The sequence below is a fragment of the Streptomyces sp. MGP-BFMKR1 genome (genome assembly GCF_057766585.1).
In genome coordinates this window covers 3,107,200-3,123,843 of record NZ_CM173408.1, presented here as the reverse complement: position 1 = coordinate 3,123,843, position 16,644 = coordinate 3,107,200, and the positions used below count along the sequence as shown (strand labels likewise).

13 protein-coding genes are annotated in these 16,644 nt (G+C 73.4%); 7 read left to right on the top strand and 6 right to left on the bottom strand.

From position 1 onward, the window contains the following. Window positions 1-11: 11 nt before the first annotated feature. The 4 genes from AC3CHW_RS11655 to AC3CHW_RS11640 form a co-directional block, all read right to left on the bottom strand. Complete coding sequence (locus AC3CHW_RS11655) at window positions 12-1,106, bottom strand: hypothetical protein (RefSeq protein ID WP_488470390.1); 1,095 nt, start codon at window positions 1,104-1,106, stop codon at window positions 12-14. A gap of 254 nt (window positions 1,107-1,360) precedes the next feature. Then, entirely contained in the window at window positions 1,361-2,572 is a 1,212-nt protein-coding gene (locus tag AC3CHW_RS11650; RefSeq protein WP_459247424.1) for a pyridoxal phosphate-dependent aminotransferase, read from the bottom strand. Between the two features lie 86 nt (window positions 2,573-2,658). After that, on the bottom strand, window positions 2,659-4,287 hold the full coding sequence (locus AC3CHW_RS11645; RefSeq protein ID WP_488470389.1) for an N-acyl-D-amino-acid deacylase family protein: 1,629 nt from the start codon (window positions 4,285-4,287) through the stop codon (window positions 2,659-2,661). A gap of 151 nt (window positions 4,288-4,438) precedes the next feature. Then, on the bottom strand, window positions 4,439-5,704 hold the full coding sequence (locus AC3CHW_RS11640) for an alanine racemase (protein ID WP_488471021.1): 1,266 nt from the start codon (window positions 5,702-5,704) through the stop codon (window positions 4,439-4,441). A 505-nt stretch (window positions 5,705-6,209) separates the two neighbouring features. On the opposite strand from AC3CHW_RS11640, the gene AC3CHW_RS11635 reads away from it, so the two are divergent. From AC3CHW_RS11635 to AC3CHW_RS11620, 4 genes are all read left to right on the top strand, one after another. Next, entirely contained in the window at window positions 6,210-7,361 is a 1,152-nt protein-coding gene (locus AC3CHW_RS11635; RefSeq protein ID WP_488471020.1) for a sugar kinase, read from the top strand. Then, on the top strand, window positions 7,358-8,104 hold the full coding sequence (locus AC3CHW_RS11630) for an IclR family transcriptional regulator (protein ID WP_176163749.1): 747 nt from the start codon (window positions 7,358-7,360) through the stop codon (window positions 8,102-8,104). Before AC3CHW_RS11635 ends, AC3CHW_RS11630 begins: the two co-directional genes overlap by 4 nt. 214 nt (window positions 8,105-8,318) lie before the next feature. After that, window positions 8,319-8,732 carry a RidA family protein gene (locus tag AC3CHW_RS11625; RefSeq protein ID WP_398611967.1) on the top strand — a complete coding sequence of 138 codons (414 nt, stop codon included), beginning with the start codon at window positions 8,319-8,321 and terminating at the stop codon, window positions 8,730-8,732. A 759-nt stretch (window positions 8,733-9,491) separates the two neighbouring features. After that, window positions 9,492-11,015, top strand: a complete 1,524-nt coding sequence (locus AC3CHW_RS11620) for a GntP family permease (protein WP_398611968.1) — start codon at window positions 9,492-9,494, stop codon at window positions 11,013-11,015. Window positions 11,016-11,120: 105 nt separating this feature from the next. On the opposite strand, the gene AC3CHW_RS11615 is transcribed toward AC3CHW_RS11620, so the two are convergent. Then, on the bottom strand, window positions 11,121-11,609 hold the full coding sequence (locus AC3CHW_RS11615) for a VOC family protein (protein WP_488470388.1): 489 nt from the start codon (window positions 11,607-11,609) through the stop codon (window positions 11,121-11,123). A 169-nt stretch (window positions 11,610-11,778) separates the two neighbouring features. On the opposite strand from AC3CHW_RS11615, the gene AC3CHW_RS11610 reads away from it, so the two are divergent. Together AC3CHW_RS11610 and AC3CHW_RS11605 are read left to right on the top strand one after the other, a co-directional pair. Then, window positions 11,779-12,963, top strand: a complete 1,185-nt coding sequence (locus AC3CHW_RS11610; protein ID WP_488470387.1) for a helix-turn-helix transcriptional regulator — start codon at window positions 11,779-11,781, stop codon at window positions 12,961-12,963. A 3-nt stretch (window positions 12,964-12,966) separates the two neighbouring features. Next, window positions 12,967-13,821 carry an alpha/beta fold hydrolase gene (locus tag AC3CHW_RS11605; protein ID WP_488470386.1) on the top strand — a complete coding sequence of 285 codons (855 nt, stop codon included), beginning with the start codon at window positions 12,967-12,969 and terminating at the stop codon, window positions 13,819-13,821. A 203-nt stretch (window positions 13,822-14,024) separates the two neighbouring features. Here the strand turns inward: AC3CHW_RS11605 and AC3CHW_RS11600 are convergent, their stop codons facing one another. Further along, window positions 14,025-15,371, bottom strand: coding sequence for a M14 family metallopeptidase (locus AC3CHW_RS11600; RefSeq protein ID WP_488470385.1), 1,347 nt, complete (start codon window positions 15,369-15,371; stop codon window positions 14,025-14,027). Between the two features lie 277 nt (window positions 15,372-15,648). Between AC3CHW_RS11600 and AC3CHW_RS11595 the strand changes: the two genes are divergently transcribed. Continuing rightward, window positions 15,649-16,599: a S1 family peptidase gene (locus AC3CHW_RS11595; protein WP_381159030.1), complete on the top strand. Its 951-nt coding sequence runs from the start codon at window positions 15,649-15,651 to the stop codon at window positions 16,597-16,599. The last annotated feature ends 45 nt before the right edge of the window (window positions 16,600-16,644 follow it).

The following is a 16,644-nucleotide window of genomic DNA, read 5'->3' as shown; positions in this document are numbered from 1 at the left end:
TGGGGCGTCCCTCACTTCTGGGCACGGGAACGGCGGGCGATCTCACGCATCACCTCGGCCGTGGGGACCGGGGCCTGCTGGACCGTTCCGGTCAGCTTCTGGCGCAGGTAGGTGCCGTGCTTGGCGGTGGCCGCGGCGAACTCGGAGGCGTCGCCCACCGGTCGGAACCCGTGCCGCACGGCGAGCGCCCGCAACGTCGGGTCGCGCTGCAGGAGTTCGCCGATCTCGCGGCCCCTGTCGGTCAGCGGCACCAGCGAGTGGTCGCTGAAGACGGTGGTGTCCGGGTAGAGCACCACGAGGTCGTCCACGGTGTCGCCGCGGATGAGGAGGGCGGCGATCTGTGACTCGTAGGCGAGCACCAGCGGGGTGCCGACGCCGGTGTAGAAGTCGTCGAACAGGTCCTCGCTGTTGATTTTCTGACGGCCCTGAACGGCGGTGAGCTTGCGGGTCAGCGGGGTGACGGCCGCGACTGCCTTCGCGTCGCTGACCAGCCGGTTGCCGTTGGCCACGTAGGCGGCGGTGGCGAGGTAGAGGGCGCCGGAGTTGGAGGCCAGCGGGTCGGTGCTGGTGATGCTCAGGGTGCCCCTCAACTCGGCGTACTCGCCACTGCCCTTGAGCTCCTGCCAGGTGGTGTCCTTGCCGGCGGCCTTCAGGAACGGGTCCATCCGCAGCGTGCCGCTGCCCTCGCGGCCGGCGGGGCCGGTGAGCTTCACGTAACCGTTCGCGGCGAGTGTCTTGGCTGCGGGGCGGCGGGCGAGGACGACCAGCGGCGAGTAGAAGGGGCGCAGCGGCGCGCCGTTCACGTGGTGCGCGCGGCCTAGCGCGTCGGCGGGGGCGGAGCTGCCGGGGAAGGCGAAGTCCGCCCCCTTGAGGTCCAGACCCTGCATGTCCCAGGAGCCGGAGGACTCGGTCTCCACGGCGTAACCCTGGTCGGCGAGGGCGTCCAGCACCTTGGGGTCGTTGAAGAACTTGGCCTTCTCCGACCCGATGACGCCGCGTACCGTCGTCGTGCCGCTCGCCTCGGAGTCGTCCCGGCCCAGGACGACCGCCGTGATGACGCCGCCGATGAGGGCGAACGCCAACACGATGCCGAGGATGCGTTTCACACGCCTCACTCCCCCCGTGGCACCACCGTGGTGGCGGTGCGTGTGTCAGGGGTGCAGCATCGCTCCGGAAACCCACATTCCGGGCGGCGTCCGGTGAATGGGGGGTGAATGGGGTATCGCAGTACGCCAACTGTTCTGTGAGGCAAGCGGGTTGGCGGTGCGGACGCGGTTACCGGGAGTGCGGCGTCGGAGGAGGGCCGCGCGGGCCGGGCGCGGCGCGCGCGGGCGCGCGTCCGGCTCCGGGCGGCGGTGGGTCAGGGCTGGGCGTACCCGGTGAGGAAGTCGCCGATGCGGGCCACCGCGTCCGCCAGGTCCTTGGCGCACGGCAACGTGACCAGGCGGAAGTGGTCGGGCTCGGGCCAGTTGAAGCCCGTGCCGTGCACGATCATGATCTGCTCGGCCCGCAGCAGGTCGAGCACCATCTGCCGGTCGTCCTTGATCTTGTAGACCTTGGGGTCGAGCCGGGGGAAGGCGTACAGCGCGCCCTTGGGCTTGACGCAGCTCACGCCGGGAATCCGGGTGAGCATCTCGTACGCCACGTCGCGCTGTTCGAGCAGTCGGCCGCCCGGGCGGACCAGGTCGTTCACCGTCTGCCGGCCGCCGAGTGCGGCGGCCACCGCGTGCTGGGCGGGCATGTTGGCGCACAGCCGCATGTTGGCCAGGATGGTCAGGCCCTCGATGTAGCTGGTGGCGTGGGACTTGGGGCCCGAGACGGTCATCCAGCCGCTGCGGTAGCCGGCGACCCGGTAGTTCTTGGAGAGCCCGTTGAAGGTGAGGGTGAGCAGGTCGGGGGCGATGGCGGCGGTCGGCGTGTGGGTCGCCTCGTCGTAGACGATCTGGCTGTAGATCTCGTCGGAGCAGATCAGCAACTGGTGCCGGCGGGCGATGTCGGTCAGGCCGCGCAGCATCTCGTCGTCGTAGACGGCGCCGGTGGGGTTGTTCGGGTTGATCACGACCAGCGCCTTGGTGCGGTCGGTGATCCTGCGCTCGATGTCGGCCAGGTCGGGCATCCAGTCCGCCTGCTCGTCACACCGGTAGTGCACGGCGGTGCCGCCCGACAGCGAGACGGCCGCCGTCCACAGCGGGTAGTCGGGCGCCGGGACCAGCACCTCGTCCCCGTCGTCGAGGAGCGCCTGCATGGCCATCTGGATGAGTTCGGAGACGCCGTTGCCGAGGTAGACGTCCTCGATCTCCAGCTCGACGCCCCGGGTCTCGTAGTGCTGCACGATCGCGCGCCGGGCGGCCGGCAGGCCCTTGGCGTCGCCGTACCCGTGCGAGCTGTGGAGGGAGCGCAGCATGTCCTCCAGGATCTCCGGCGGGCACTCGAAGCCGAAGAGCGCCGGGTTCCCCGTGTTGAGCTTGAGGATCTGGTGCCCTGCCGCCTCAAGCCGCATGGCCTCCTCAAGGACCGGGCCACGAATCTCGTAGCAGACGTTTGCGAGCTTGGTTGACTGGATCACCTGCATGCGGGCCACCATACGGGCGCATTTCGGCACCCGCTCGGTGTTTCTCGCCACGCGTGGGCGTGGGAACGGGCGGCGGCGAGGGCGGGTCAGGCGGTGGGGGTGCGGCGCACGGAGCGGCCCGCGAGGACGTCGGTGCGGCGTCCGTCTTGGATGACGAAGCGACCGTCGATGAGCACATGCGGAATGCCGGTCGGAAGGGTGCGCGGGGCTTCGAATGTCGACCCCGCGGCCACCGTCTCCGGATCGAAGAGCACCAGGTCGGCGCGGTATCCGGTCCGTACCAAGCCCCGATCCGGCAGCCGGAGCCGGGCCGCGGGGCGCGAGGTGAGATGCGCCACGCACTCCTCCAACGGGAGCACGCCGAGGTCGCGCGCGTACCTCCCGAGGTAGTGCGGGAACGTTCCGTACGCCCTCGGGTGTGGCTTGTCGCCCTGGAGGATGCCGTCGCTGCCGCCGGTGTGCACCGGGTGCCGCATGATCGTCCGGACGTTCTCCTCGTGGCCGACGTGCTGGAGGATCGTGGTGCCCAGGTCGTCGGCGAGCAGCAGCCGGTGGGCCGTGGTGAACGGCTCCTCGCCGCGCTCGGCGGCGCTGGCCGCGACGGTCTTGCCGACGTAGCTGGCCAGCTCCGGGTGGGTGACGCCGGAGATCTCGATGGTGTCCCAGTCGATCGGCACCCCGTGGCAGCCGTCGGCGCCCTCGACCTCCATCACGTGCCGGATGCGCGCGGTGGCCGCCGGGTCCCGCAGCCGCTCCGTGATCGCCGCGGGCCCGCCCTCGCTGGCCCAGCTCGGCAACATCGCGACCAGCGTGGTCGCGCCGGGGGTGTACGGGTAGGTGTCCAGGCTGATGTCGGCGCCGCCGGCCAGCGCCCCGTCCAGCAGGGCCAGCAGCTCGGGGGCGCGGCCCTCGTTGACGCCGAAGTTCATGGTGGCGTGCGCCAGGTGCAGCGCGCAGCCCGCCTCCCGGGTGAGGGCGACCATCTCCTCGTACGCCTGGAGCGCGCCCGCCCCGTACGAGCGGTGGTGCGGGCAGTAGTAGCCGTCGTACGCGGCGACCACCCGGCACAGCTCGGTCAGCTCGGCGTCCGACGCGTACATGCCCGGCGTGTAGGTGAGCCCGGAGGACATGCCGACGGCGCCCTCCGTCAGTCCGGTGGCGACCAGCTCGCGCATGCGGGTCAGTTCGGCGGGGGTGGCCGGCCGGTCGTCCCAGCCGACCGCGAGCATCCGCACGGTGCCCTGTGGGATCAGGTAGGCCGCGTTGACCGCGATGCCCTGCCCGTCGAAGCCGGCGTCGAGCCGGTCCAGGTACTCGCCGACGCTCCGCCAGGAGAAGTCCACGTCGTCGGTGCCGGGCCCGCCGCCGTTCCAGCCGGCGATCTGGGTGCGCACCTGGGCCAGCGTGCGGTCGTCCACGGGCGCGTAGGAGAGGCCGTCCTGCCCGATGACCTCCAGGGTGACGCCCTGCGCGACCTTGGCCTCGTGCCCGGGGTCGCGCAGCAGGGCCAGGTCGCTGTGGGCGTGCATGTCGATGAAGCCGGGGGCCAGGGCCAGGCCGTGCGCCTCAAGGGTGGCCCGCCCGCTGGGCCGGGGCCCGCCGTCCTCCGCGCGGTGGATCGCGGCGACGCGACCGGCGTCGACGGCGACGTCGGCCCGGTAGGAGGCACCCCCGGTGCCGTCGATGACGCGGACGTCGCGGATGACCAGGTCCATGGGGCGCTCCTCGGGGGCGGGGTTTCGGTGCTGGGCGGGTGTGGGGGGTGGCTCGCGGGTGCTGCGTGTGGCGCGTGTGCTGCGTGGGGGAGTGCGGGGGGTGGTGGTGGGCCGGCCGGCGCACGGGGGCGGGGCCGGCCGGCCCGTGGGGCTAGAAGAAGGTGCGGATCAGGTCGGTGACCGTGCCGTCGGCCTCGACCAGCGGGATGAGCTGCCACTTGTCGAAGGAGGTGCACGGGTGGGACAGGCCGAGCCCGACCCAGTCGCCCACCTCAAGGCGGGTGCCGGGCTCGGTGCGCAGCCAGCCGTGCTGGTCGGACAGGCCAGTCAGGGCGATGCCGTCGGCCGGGCGCAGCTCGCCGGTGCGGCCGTCGCGCACCACCTGCGGCACCGGCAGGTGCAGGTCGTACGCGGCGTCCCGCTTGCCCGCGTTGAGGAACGCCTGCTCGGTGTTGGGCCGCGAGATGACCTGGGCCCACAGCCGGAACGCGGACTGGAGCGCGCCCTCGTCGGGCACCCGGTTGAACGGCGTCAGCTCGCGGTAGTGGCCGTCGTCGTGCGAGACGTACGCGCCGGAGCGCAGCAGCTTGAGCACCGGGGCCGACAGCGGCGGCAGCTCCGCGAAGACCTCGGCCACCGCGTCGAACCACGCGCTGCCGCCCGCGCTCACCACGATCTCGGCGGGCTCGGCGCCGAACCGCCCGGCCCGGTCGAAGGCGGCGAGCAGCGCGGTGAGTTGGCGCAGCCAGGCGCGTACGGACGCGTCGTCGGCCCGTGGCACCTCGCCCTCGTAGCCGGCGACGCCGACCAGGCGCAGCGTGCCCACCTCGGCCACCGCGTCCGCGATCAGCTCGCACTCGGCGACGCTGCGCGCGCCGGTGCGGGCGTCGGGGCCGGCGCCGAGTTCGACCACCACGTCGATGGGGCGCGCGGCGCCGGCCTCGCGCAGCGCCGCGTCCATCAGCTCGACGCCGCGCACCGAGTCCACGTAGCAGATGAGCCGGAAGTCGGGGTCGGCGGTGAGTTCGCCGGCCAGCCAGCGCAGCGAGGCGGCGTCCACGACCTCGTTGGCGAGGAAGATCCGCTGGATGCCGAAGGCGCGGTAGACGCGGACGTGGGAGGGGAGGGCCGCGGTGATGCCCCAGGCGCCGTGCGCGAGTTGCCGCTCGAAGAGCCGCGGCGCCATCGACGTCTTGCCGTGCGGCGCGAAGGCGAGCTGGTGGCGGTGCGCGTACGTCTCCATGAGGGCGAGGTTGTGCGCGAGGGACTCGGCCGACAGGGCGAGCACCGGGGTGGTGAAGCCGCCGGTGAACAGCGACCGGCGCTCGGCGGCCAGGGCGCCCACGGTGGAACCGTCGGCGTCCGGGGGCAGCCCCTTGAACCGGTGGTCGATCCGCTCGTCGGCCAGCGGCGCCACCGCGTCGCGCACCCGGCGCAGCCGGCCGGCCGCGGCGCCGGCGGCGGGGGTGGTGGCGCCCGTGCCGTTGGTCCCGTGCGCGCCGCTCGCGTCTCCCGCCCCGGCGGTGGGGCGCGGCGTCGGCGCGGGTCGCGGGTCCGCGTCCCTGGTGTTCTCGGTGGCCATCGAGCCCCCCAAAGTTCTTGTTGCATATACTGCAACATCCATTGCGTATATCGCTTACTGCTGTCTAACATCCCGGCAAGCACCGGGTCAACGGTGCGAACCGTCCGTCGAAACCCCGGGCGGCCCCCGCCGGCCCGGCCGTGGCGCGCGGGGCCCGTGTCGGGCACCGGAGGACACGCAGCACACGCAGGACACGCAGCACACGTACGGGTTCCGCGAGAGGCCGGCCGCACCAGCGGGACCGGCCGCGAACGGAACTCCGCCCGACCCGTCGAGGGTTCCGGGCGGGCACAGACGACACCGCAGAGACGACGAAGACCGCGCGACAGGAGCGAGAGCGATCGTGACCGCAGCCCCGAGCAGCCCGGACGTCGATGTCGTGTGCCTCGGCGAGTCCATGGTCACCTTCGTTCCCCGGCAGGCGGGCCGACTCGCCGACGTTCCCACCTTCGACCGGGGGATCGGTGGTGCCGAGTCCAACGTGGCCTGCTGCCTGGCCCGCGCGGGGCACTCGGCGCGCTGGGTGAGCCGGGTCGGCGCGGACGGCTTCGGCGACCACCTGGTGGCGGCCATCGCCGCGACGGGCGTGGACACCGCCGCGGTCCAGCGCGACCAGGGCCGGCCCACCGGCATCTACTTCCGCACGGCGGGGGAGCGCGCGGTGCGCGCCGCCGCGCCCGCCGGCGGCTCCGAGGTCGTCTACTACCGCGCGGGCTCCGCCGCCGCCGCGATGGCGCCCGGCGCCTTCGACCGGGCCACGCTGTGGAGCGGCCGGGTGCTGCACGTCTCGGGCATCACCGCCGCCCTGTCCGCCGACTGCCTCGCCCTGATGCGCGAGCTGACCACCCCGACAACGGGCCGCCCGCTGCTCTCCTTCGACGTCAACTACCGGGTCGGGCTCTGGCGCGGTCGCGGCGCGGCCGACCAGGCCGGCCCCGAGGTGCTCGCCGACCTCGCGCGCGGCTGTGACCTGGTCTTCGTCGGCGAGGACGAGGCGGAGGCGGCCTGGGGCCTGAGCGGCCCCGCCGCCATCCGCGCCGCGTTGCCCGAGCCCGCCGTCCTCGTGGTCAAGCACGGCGCGGAGGGCGTGACCGTCTACGCCCGCGAGTCCGCCACCACCGCGCCGAACACCACCGCGCCGGGCACCACCGCGACGCGGGCCGACACCGTCACGTACGCCCCGGCGCTGCGCGTGGACGTGGTCGCCTCCGTCGGCGCCGGCGACGCCTTCGCCGCGGGCTTCCTCTCCGCCACCCTGCGCGGCCTGCCGGTCTTCGCCCGGGTCCGGCACGGGCACCTGATGGCCGCCGCCGCCCTCACCGTCCCCGGCGACCTCGGCAACCCGCCCTCCCGCGCCCAGGCGGACCGCCTCGCCGCGCTCGACCCGGACGCCTGGGGCGCGTTGCGCCTGTCCGCCGGCTGGACCGAGGCGGAGCCGGGCGCGGAGGTACCTACCGTAGGGGGATCCAACGCGGAGGTACGTAACCGATGAGTCAGACCGTCGACCGAGCGCTGAGCATCCTGCCGTTGCTCGCGGAGGGCCCGGCCAACCTGGAGCAGGTCGCGAACCGGCTTGGCGTCCACAAGTCCACCGCCCTGCGCCTGCTGCGCACGCTGCACGAGCACGGCATGGTCTACCGGCAGCAGGACCAGCGCTACCGGCTCGGGGCCCGGCTGTTCGCCCTCGCCCAGGAGGCCGTCGAGAACCTGGACGTGCGCGAGATCGCCCACGCCCACCTGGTCCAACTCAACGAGAAGTGCGGGCACACCGTGCACCTGGCGGTGTACGAGGAGAACGAGGTGCTCTACATCGACAAGGTGGAGAGCCGCTACCCGGTGCGGATGTACTCGCGGATCGGCAAGCCGGTCGCGATCACCGTGGCCGCCGTCGCCAAGCTCCTCCTGGCCGACCTGCCCGAGCCGGAGCGGCGCGCCATCGCCGAGCGGCTCGACTACCCGCTCTACACCTCCCGTTCGACGCCCGGACCCGCCGCCTTTCTGGCCGAGCTGGCCAAGGTGCGCGAGCAGGGCTGGGCCAGCGACCTCGGCGGTCACGAGGAGTCCATCAACTGCGTCGGCGCGCCGATCCGGGGCGCCGACGGCCGGGTGGTCGCCGCGTGCTCGGTCTCGGCGCCGAACGTCGTGGTCACCGCCGAGGAGTTGCTGACCCTGCTCCCGCTGGTGCGCCGCACCGCCGACGCCATCACCCGCGAGTACTCCGGGCGGCACCAGTGACCGCGCGCCGCGGGCCCGCCCCGCTCGGGTGTGGCAGGTTCGGGCGCGGCGCGTCCACCGGGCCATGGCTCACGACCCCGTACGCCGCGCCCCCGCGCGCCGTCCCGGCCTCGTACGCCGCCGCGTTACCGACCCGCCAGAGCCAGGCCGGCCCGCCCGGCCACCCCCCGTCCGTTGTGCAACCCCGGAAGTACGGAAGCAGAGGAACCCTCGCATGAGCGACAAGCTCCAGAAGACGGCCATCACGCCCGCCACCCACACCGCGCCGCCGGCCAAGTTCTCGCACGGCGTCCGCAAGGGCAACATCCTCCAGGTCGCGGGCCAGGTCGGCTTCCTGCCCGCCGTCCCCGGCCAGTCCCCGACCCCCGCCGGGCCGACCCTGCGCGAGCAGACCCTGCAGACGCTGGCCAACGTCAAGGCGATCCTGGAGGAGGGCGGCGCGCGCTGGGAGGACGTGATGATGCTGCGCGTCTACCTCACCGACGTCGAGCACTTCGCCGAGATGAACGAGATCTACAACGAGTACTTCGCCGACCTGACGGAGGCCCCCGCCGCGCGGACGACGGTCTACGTCGGCCTGCCGGCCGGGCTGCTCATCGAGATCGACGCGCTCGCCGTACTCGGCTGATCCCCGGCGCCGCGGCCCCTCCGGACACACCCCCGCCGGAGGGCCCGCGGCACCGGCCCCGCCGCTTCCCGCCCTACACCCCGGGCCGGCAGCGGCACCCCGTACGACCCCGGTGCGAGACCCCGTACGACCCCGGTACGACACCCCCGCACCGCCCGGTACGACATCACGCCATCTCGCGTGCGACGCCCCGGCACGACGCGCCCGACACCGGGCCCGCCGCCGCCGGCGGTACCAGGGGCGCCGCTTCGGCGCACCCCTCCCCGCGCGCCGGCCCGTCCTTCCCGCGCCGGCCGCGCCCCACCCGCGTACGCCAGGGTTGCCCTCCGCGACCCGCGCGCCGCACCGACCCCGCGGCCGGGACCAGCCGCCCACCCCGGACGACCGGCCCCACCCGCACCACCGCATCACCGCATCACCGCATCACCGACTCGGCGGTACGCCAACTAGGGCTCTGAAACCCGGTGTTGGCGGGCCGAGCGCACCGCCCCACGTACGGCGCGGGTGCCAGCCACCCGCTCCGGCCGGCGGCCCGGCCCCGCGCCCCGCCCCGGCGCCCGCGCGACCCACCGGACCCGACGCCGGCGCCCGGCCGACGGACCGGCCCGTGGCCACCCCCCGACCGCTCCACACCCAAGGCACGTGACGCCCCACACCTCGCGCCCCCCGTACCCCGTCCCCTTCCTCCCGGCACCCGGCCCGCGTCCGGCGTGCCGTGGCCCGCCCTACCCATCGACCCCTGGAAACAACGGAGTTCCCATGTTGTTCGCAGCCGCACCCGCGGCCGAGACGCCACCGCACACCGGTGGCCTCCTGCTGCTCATCGACGGCACCACCGGCCTGCTGACCGTGGCCGCCCTCGGTATCGCGCTCCTGCTCTTCCTGATCATCAAGGTGCGGCTGCAGCCGTTCGTCGCGCTGCTCGCGGTCTCCATCGCGGTCGGCCTCGCGGCCGGCCTCTCGGTCACCGAACTCTTCGGCACCGTGCAGAAGTCCGACGCCGTCTCGCTCATCGAGTCCGGCATGGGCGGCATCCTCGGCCACATCGCGATCATCATCGGGCTCGGCACCATGCTCGGCGCGATACTCGAGGTCTCCGGCGGCGCCGAGGCGCTCAGCGCCCGGCTGCTCACCCTCTTCGGCGAGCGCAGGGCCCCGCTGGCGATGGGCGTGACCGGCGTGATCTTCGGTATCCCGGTCTTCTTCGACGTCGGCATCTTCGTCCTCGCGCCGATCGTCTACGCCGCCGCCAAGCGCAGCGGCAAGTCCATCCTGCTGTACTGCATGCCACTGCTCGCCGGCCTGTCCATGACGCACGCCTTCCTGCCGCCGCACCCGGGCCCGGTGGCCGCCGCCGGCCTGCTCGAAGTGGACCTCGGCTGGGTGATCCTGATGGGCGTGGTCTGCGGCATCCCCGCGGTGCTCGCCGCCTGGGCGTACGCCGCGTGGATCGGCCACCGCGTCTTCGTGCCCGTCCCGCAGGACATGGTGGAGGCCGCCGAAGAGGCCAAGGCCGCGGTCGCGGCCGAGCAGCGCGCGCACGCCGGCTCGACCGGCAAGGGCGGCTCCGCCGGGGCAGGTGGCGGCGAGGGCGGCTCCGGCGCCGCCGAGGCGCCCGTCTCCGTCGGCACCGTGCTCGCCATCATCGGCACCCCGCTGCTGCTCATCCTCTGCGCGACGTTCTCCTCCATCGCCTTCGACCCCAGCACGGGCCGCTCGATCGTGGAGTTCTTCGGCCACCCCTTCGTGGCGCTGACCATCGCGCTGCTCCTCGCGTACTACCTGCTCGGGCTGCGGCGCGGCTGGTCGCGCAAGTCGCTGGAGACCGTGTCCACCGCGTCCCTCAAGCCGGTCGGCAACATCCTGCTGGTGGTCGGCGCGGGCGGGGTGTTCGGCGCGGTGCTCAAGGGCAGCGGCGTGGCCCAGGCGCTGGCCGACGCCTTCGACAGCGCCGGCCTGCCGGTCATCGTCCTGGCCTGGCTGATCTCGGTGGTGCTGCGGGTCGCGCAGGGTTCGGCGACGGTGGCCATCGTCACCACGGCCGGCATCGTCTCGCCGCTGCTGGCCGACGGCGACTACTCGCAGGCCCACCTCGCGCTGGTGATCATGGCGATCTCGGCGGGCTCCATCTTCGCCTCGCACGTCAACGACGGCGGCTTCTGGATGGTGGCCAAGTACTTCGGCATCTCCGAGCGCGACACCCTCAAGTCCTGGACGGTCCTGGAGACGGTCCTGTCGGTGGTGGGCTTCGTGGTGGCGGGGCTGCTGAGCCTGGTGATCTAGCGGTCCGCCCGGTGCGTCGCGCCGGGCGGACCAGCGGGCGGCCCCGGCGGGGCGCGCGGAGCGGCGAGGAGGCCGATCCGCGCGCCCCGCCGGGGCGTTCGTCCGTCACCGGGGGCTGACGACGTCCAGCACCCACACCACCCCGAACCGGTCCCGGACCATGCCGTACAGCGCGGCCCACGGCGCCGGCGCCAGCGGGTGCAGCACGGTCGATCCGGCCGCGTCCGCGGCGAGCCGGTCCCAGCGGGCCTCGATCTCCTCGGTGTCGTCGCCGCGCACCGAGACGAAGAAGGAGTTCCGCCCCTGCTCCCAGGGCATCCCGGACGGCACGTCGTACGCCATGACGCGGAAGCCGTCCTCCGCGACGACCTCGCCCCACATCACCCACTGCCCCTCGGCCGGGTCGGTCGCGTTGTTCGCGTCGGCTGTGTCGGTCGCGTCGGCTGTGTTGGGCGTGTCGGTCGGGCCGGACGCGGCGGCGGCGTCCGCGTACGTCACGACGGCGGTGCGCCCGCCGAAGACGGACTGGTAGAAGTCGAGCGCCGCGCGGGCGTCGCCACGGAAGTTGAGGTGCGTGGTGGTCGTCAGGGACATGAGGGGCTCCTTGCCTCGGTGGGGTCACGGGCGCCGGCGCCGCCGGCGCGGTCACGGCCCGGCCTTGGCGGGAGCGGCCCGGGTGGCCGCCCCCGGTCGCCGGGTGTGAGGCTGACCGTCCCAGGGGGAGAGGACAGGACGTGTCCGCTATCCCGGCCAGAATGGATGGGTGCCCACGACCTCTTCGCGGTTGCTCGCGCTCCTGTCCCTGTTGCAGGCCCGCCGGGACTGGCCGGGCGCCGACCTCGCCGGCCGACTCGACGTCCATGTCCGTACGATCCGCCGTGACGTGGACCGGCTGCGCGAACTCGGCTACCCGATCGTCGCCACCAAGGGCCCCGACGGCGGCTACCGGCTCGACGCCGGCTCCCGGTTGCCCCCGCTGCTCTTCGACGACGACCAGGCCGTCGCGCTCGCCGTGGCCCTCCAGACCACCGCGGCCACGGCTGCGGCCGGCGGCGGGGCCGGCTCCGGCCCCGGAGCCGACATCGGCGAGGCCGCCGCCCGTGCCCTGCACACCGTGCGCGACCTCATGCCCGCCCGGCTGCGGCACCGGATCGACACGCTCCGGGCCACCGTGGTCGCGCCCTCGCGCACCCCCGCCGAACAGCCCGACGGCCGGGTGCTCGCGACGCTGGCCGACGCGGTCCGCGCCCACGAGGAACTCCGCTTCGACTACGCGCCCCCACCCGCGCCCCCACCCGCACCCCCGCGAGACGGCCCCGACGACCGCGCCGCCGGCCCACCGCCGAACCTCGACGCCGCCACCCGGTCACGGGCCCACGACGCCGCCACCCCGCCGCCAGGCCGCGAGGCCGATCGCGTGCGGCGTCGGGTGCAGCCGCACCACCTGGTCGCCTGGGGCGGGCGCTGGTACCTGCTCGCCTGGGACCTGGACCGCGCCGACTGGCGCACCTTCCGCGCGGACCGCGTCACCCCGCGCGTGCCCACCGGCCCCCGCTTCACCCCGCGCGCGCTCCCCGGCGGCGACGTGGCCGCCTTCGTCGCGGGCCGGTTCCGTGGCGCCGACGGGCCCGGCGACTGGCCCTGCCGTGGCGAGGTGATCCTCGACCTGCCCGCCGCCGACGTCGCTCGCCACGCCTTCGACGGGCTCGTCGAGGAGTGGGGCCCCGGCCGCTGCCGGCTCGTCCTCGGCTCCTGGTCCTGGACCGGACTGGCCTGCGCCGTCGGCCGGTTCGACGCCGACTTCGAGGTCGTCGGCCCGCCCGAACTCCGGGCCGCCCTCGCCCGGCTGGCCCGGCGCGCGGCCGGGGCGGCGGCGGGGGAGGGCCCGTCGCCCGAGGCCCGCCACCTGCCCCGACCTTGCCCCGAAGATCGTTTCGGTGGAGGCTGAGGCATGCACACCACGCCAACCTTCGTCCTCGTCCACGGCGCCTTCGCGAACTCGTTCTCGTTCGCGCCGCTCCAGGCCGAGCTGGCCCTGCTCGGGCACCGCTCGGCCGCGATCGACCTCCCGGGCCACGGCTTCGAGGCCACGTACCCCGCCGCCTACCAGGCGCCCCAGGACCTCGCCGCGCTCGCGGCGGAGCCGGGCGGCATCAAGGGGGTCACCCTCGCCGACAACGTGGCCCGCGTCATCGAGGTCCTGGAGCGGGCCAAGCGCACCGGGCCCACCATCCTCGTCGCGCACAGCCGGGGCGGCATCACGGCCACCGCCGTCGCCAACGCCCGCCCCGAACTGGTGGACCGGCTCGTGTACGTGGCCGCCTGGTGCCCGGTCGAGCTGGACGTGAGCGGCTACTACGCGCAGCCGGAGATGGCGGACGTCGACCCCATGGCCTTCGCCAGCACGCTGGTCGGCAACCCGGCCGAACTCGGCCTGCTGCGCACCAACTTCCGCACCGCCGACCCGACGGCGCTCGCCGCGTTCAAGCAGGCGTTCGCCGCCGACCTGACCGACGACGAGTTCCGCACCTTCCTGAACACCTTCCAGCCCGACGAGAACCTGGACGCCGGCACCTCCGCCGACCGGGCGCAGGCGGCGACCTGGGGCCGGGTGCCCAGGACGTACGTACGCCTGGCCGACGACGCCAGCGTGCCGCCCGCCGTGCAGGACCGCATGATCCGCGAGGCCGACGCGCTCACCCCGGACAACCCCTTCGACGTGCGTTCGCTGGAGGGCGGCCACCTGCGCTGGCTCGTCCACCCCCAGCCCGCCGCCGAACTGCTCGCCAGCCTCGCCACCCGCTGACCCACCCCGCGCCGTACCGGGCCGCCGGGCCCCGACGTACGACAGCGCCCCGGCCCCGACGTACGACGACACATCGGGACGACACGCCGGGACGACACACCCGGGCAGCGCACCGGCCCCGGTGCTCGGCGGTGAGGCCGAACACCGGGGCCGGTCAGGCGACTTCAGGAGGCGGCGACGGGCGCCGCCACCGCGCCGGTGGCTCAGCTACCGGAGCAGTACTGCTGCTCCTTGCCGATGGAGCGGTACATGCAGTCGGAGTTCTCCAGGAGGAGCAGCACGGCCTCGCGGTTGCGGCTGGTCTCCCGCTCGATGACCTCGTCGGGCGGGTAGAAGCCGCCGCCACCACCGCCCGGGCCCGGGTACATCTCGAAGGTGTAGCCGAAGATCTTCTGGTTGCCCCACAGCCAGTCGTCGATCGACCCGTCGGTGACGTACAGGTCGCTGGACTGCTCGGGGGTGTAGCCGTTGGTGCCGGCCATCTTGCGGCCGACGGTGGCGAACGCGTCCCGGTCGTCCTGGGTCAGGCCGGGGGCGGTGTCCGCGGTGGTGTAGCCGAACGGCCAGAGGATGAGCTGGCTGTACGTGTGGAAGTCGATGCCGGTCTTGATCTGCTGTTTGCCGCCGACGACCCGGCTGCGCACGAAGTCCGCGACGACCTTCACCTCGGGCGCCGACTCGGCGCGCGGGCCGCGGTAGGTGTCGGAGGTCGGGCTGCCCGAGGAGCCGCCGCAGCAGCCCCACTTGAAGTCCCAGTTCCGGTTCTCGTCGGTACCGGTGGCGCCGCCGTTGGGCTGCCGGTTCTTGCGCCAGCTCCGGTACGAGCCGCTGGCGATGTCGTACTCGCCGCCGTCCGGGTTCACGTCCGGCACGATCCAGATCTCGCGGCTGTCGATGAGCTTCTTGAGCCGCGCGTCGCTGGCGTACTTGTCGCCGAACTCGCGGAGCAGGTACAGCGCCATCTCGACGGTCAGGTGCTCGCGCGCGTGCTGGTGCGCGGTGAACAGCACCTCCGGCTCGGCCTCGTCGGTGCCGACGTTGTCGCTGATCTTGATCGCGACGATGTCCCGGCCCTGGTAGGACTTGCCGATGACGCGCTTGCTCATGATGTTCGAGTTCTTCGCGACCCGGTCGTTGATCTCCGCCGTGGCCTCGGCGTAGTTGTGGTAGCGCGAGTCGGCCGGCGGGAAGTCGCGCGGCGTGGCGTCCTTGCTGCCGGTCCGGGCGGGCGGGCCGGGCAGCGCCTTGACCTCGTACCCGAGCGCGCGCACCCGCTTCAGCTCGGCCGGGCTCGCGGTGATGGTGACGGCGCCCTCGCGTACGGCGTCGATGGCCGCGCCGGTGGCGGCGATCTCCGTACGCTGCTGGACGGTCTTCGGGCCGGTCACGTCGTACTGCCGGGCGACGTCGGCGGCCTCGGCCGCGGCGGGCTTGGCATCGCGGGCGCCGGAGTCCGCGTCGTTGGCGTTGGCCGCCAACGGAGCGGAGAGCGCGAGGGCTATCAGGGCGGCGATGACGGTGGTCCGCCTGCCCCTGGTTCGGAGTCGCATGGGGGTCTCCTGGTGGGGGTGGGTCCAGTAAATGCGACGTGCGAAAGCCGTGCCACCGGGGTGCGAGTGGACACGGGGCCCGCTGCGACGTACGGCGCGGGTGCCGGGGACAGTCTTGGGTTCTGGCATGCTCGGGTCAACATGTGGAGCTGATGTGAACCCGCCATTTTTTGGGGTTTCCGATTCCTTGATTGCCCGGAGGGGTCGTTGCGCTCAGAATGCGCATGACAAAACCGCAGCACATCCGCGGCACATCCGGAGGGAAGGACTCCCCCACGTGAACCGAACCGTCATAGGTGCGCTCTCCGCCCTGGCGCTGAGCGGCTCGTTGGTCGCCGGCGTCGGCGCCTCGTCCGCCGCGGCCCACGACACGGGCGCGACCGGCACCGGTACGAACGCCTCCGGCGTGACCTCGCCCCAGGTCAACGCCGTGACGTACGAGGGCACGGTGGCGCTGAGCAACTGCTCGGGCTCGATCGTGAAGTTGCCCAACTCCACCGACCAGGACCCCGCCCTGGTGCTGACCAACGGCCACTGTCTGGAGGGCGGCATGCCGGGCGCCGGCCAGGTGCTCGTGGACCAGCCGTCCAGCCGGAGCTTCACGCTGCTGAACGCCAACGCGGGCAACGCGGGCACGGTGCGGGCCACCAAGCTCGCGTACGGCACGATGACCGACACGGACGCCGCGCTCTACCAGGTCAACGCGACGTACGCGCAGATCAAGCAGCGTTACAACGTCAACGCGCTGGCCCTGTCCGCCGAGCGGCCCACCTCCGGCGCCGGCATCAAGGTGGTCTCCGGCTACTGGAAGCGCACCTACACCTGCAACGCCAACGGCTTCGTCAACCAGTTGCGGGAGGGGCCCTACACCTGGAAGGACTCGGTCCGCTACACCTCGCCCTGCAACGTCATCGGCGGCACCTCCGGCTCGCCGGTCATCGACACCGCCAGCGGCAAGGTCGTGGCCGTCAACAACACCATCAACGAGTCCGGCCAGCGCTGCACGATGAACAACCCGTGCGAGGTGGACCAGAACGGCCAGGTCACCGTCCGCCGCGGGATCGGCTACGCGCAGCAGACGTATCAGATCACCCGCTGCGTCGGCGCCGGCAACAAGGTCGACCTGTCCCTGCCCGGCTGCACCCTGCCGAAGCCGCGCGCGGCCCACGCGGGCGCCACGGGCCGTCCCGTCACCACCGCGACCCCGGGGCTCATCGCCACCAAGTGACCCCGGCCCCACCCTCGTTCGCGCCCACGCCCACCGGCACCGCGC

Bases quoted from the DNA above. Each gene is read 5' to 3' on its own strand.
- AC3CHW_RS11620 (WP_398611968.1), top strand. From the start codon at position 9,492: ATGTTGTTCGCAGCCGCACCCGCGGCCGAGACGCCACCGCACACCGGT.
- AC3CHW_RS11615 (WP_488470388.1), bottom strand. From the start codon at position 11,609: ATGTCCCTGACGACCACCACGCACCTCAACTTCCGTGGCGACGCCCGC.
- AC3CHW_RS11645 (WP_488470389.1), bottom strand. From the start codon at position 4,287: ATGGACCTGGTCATCCGCGACGTCCGCGTCATCGACGGCACCGGGGGT.
- AC3CHW_RS11650 (WP_459247424.1), bottom strand. From the start codon at position 2,572: ATGCAGGTGATCCAGTCAACCAAGCTCGCAAACGTCTGCTACGAGATT.
- AC3CHW_RS11630 (WP_176163749.1), top strand. From the start codon at position 7,358: ATGAGTCAGACCGTCGACCGAGCGCTGAGCATCCTGCCGTTGCTCGCG.
- AC3CHW_RS11625 (WP_398611967.1), top strand. From the start codon at position 8,319: ATGAGCGACAAGCTCCAGAAGACGGCCATCACGCCCGCCACCCACACC.
- AC3CHW_RS11605 (WP_488470386.1), top strand. From the start codon at position 12,967: ATGCACACCACGCCAACCTTCGTCCTCGTCCACGGCGCCTTCGCGAAC.
- AC3CHW_RS11600 (WP_488470385.1), bottom strand. From the start codon at position 15,371: ATGCGACTCCGAACCAGGGGCAGGCGGACCACCGTCATCGCCGCCCTG.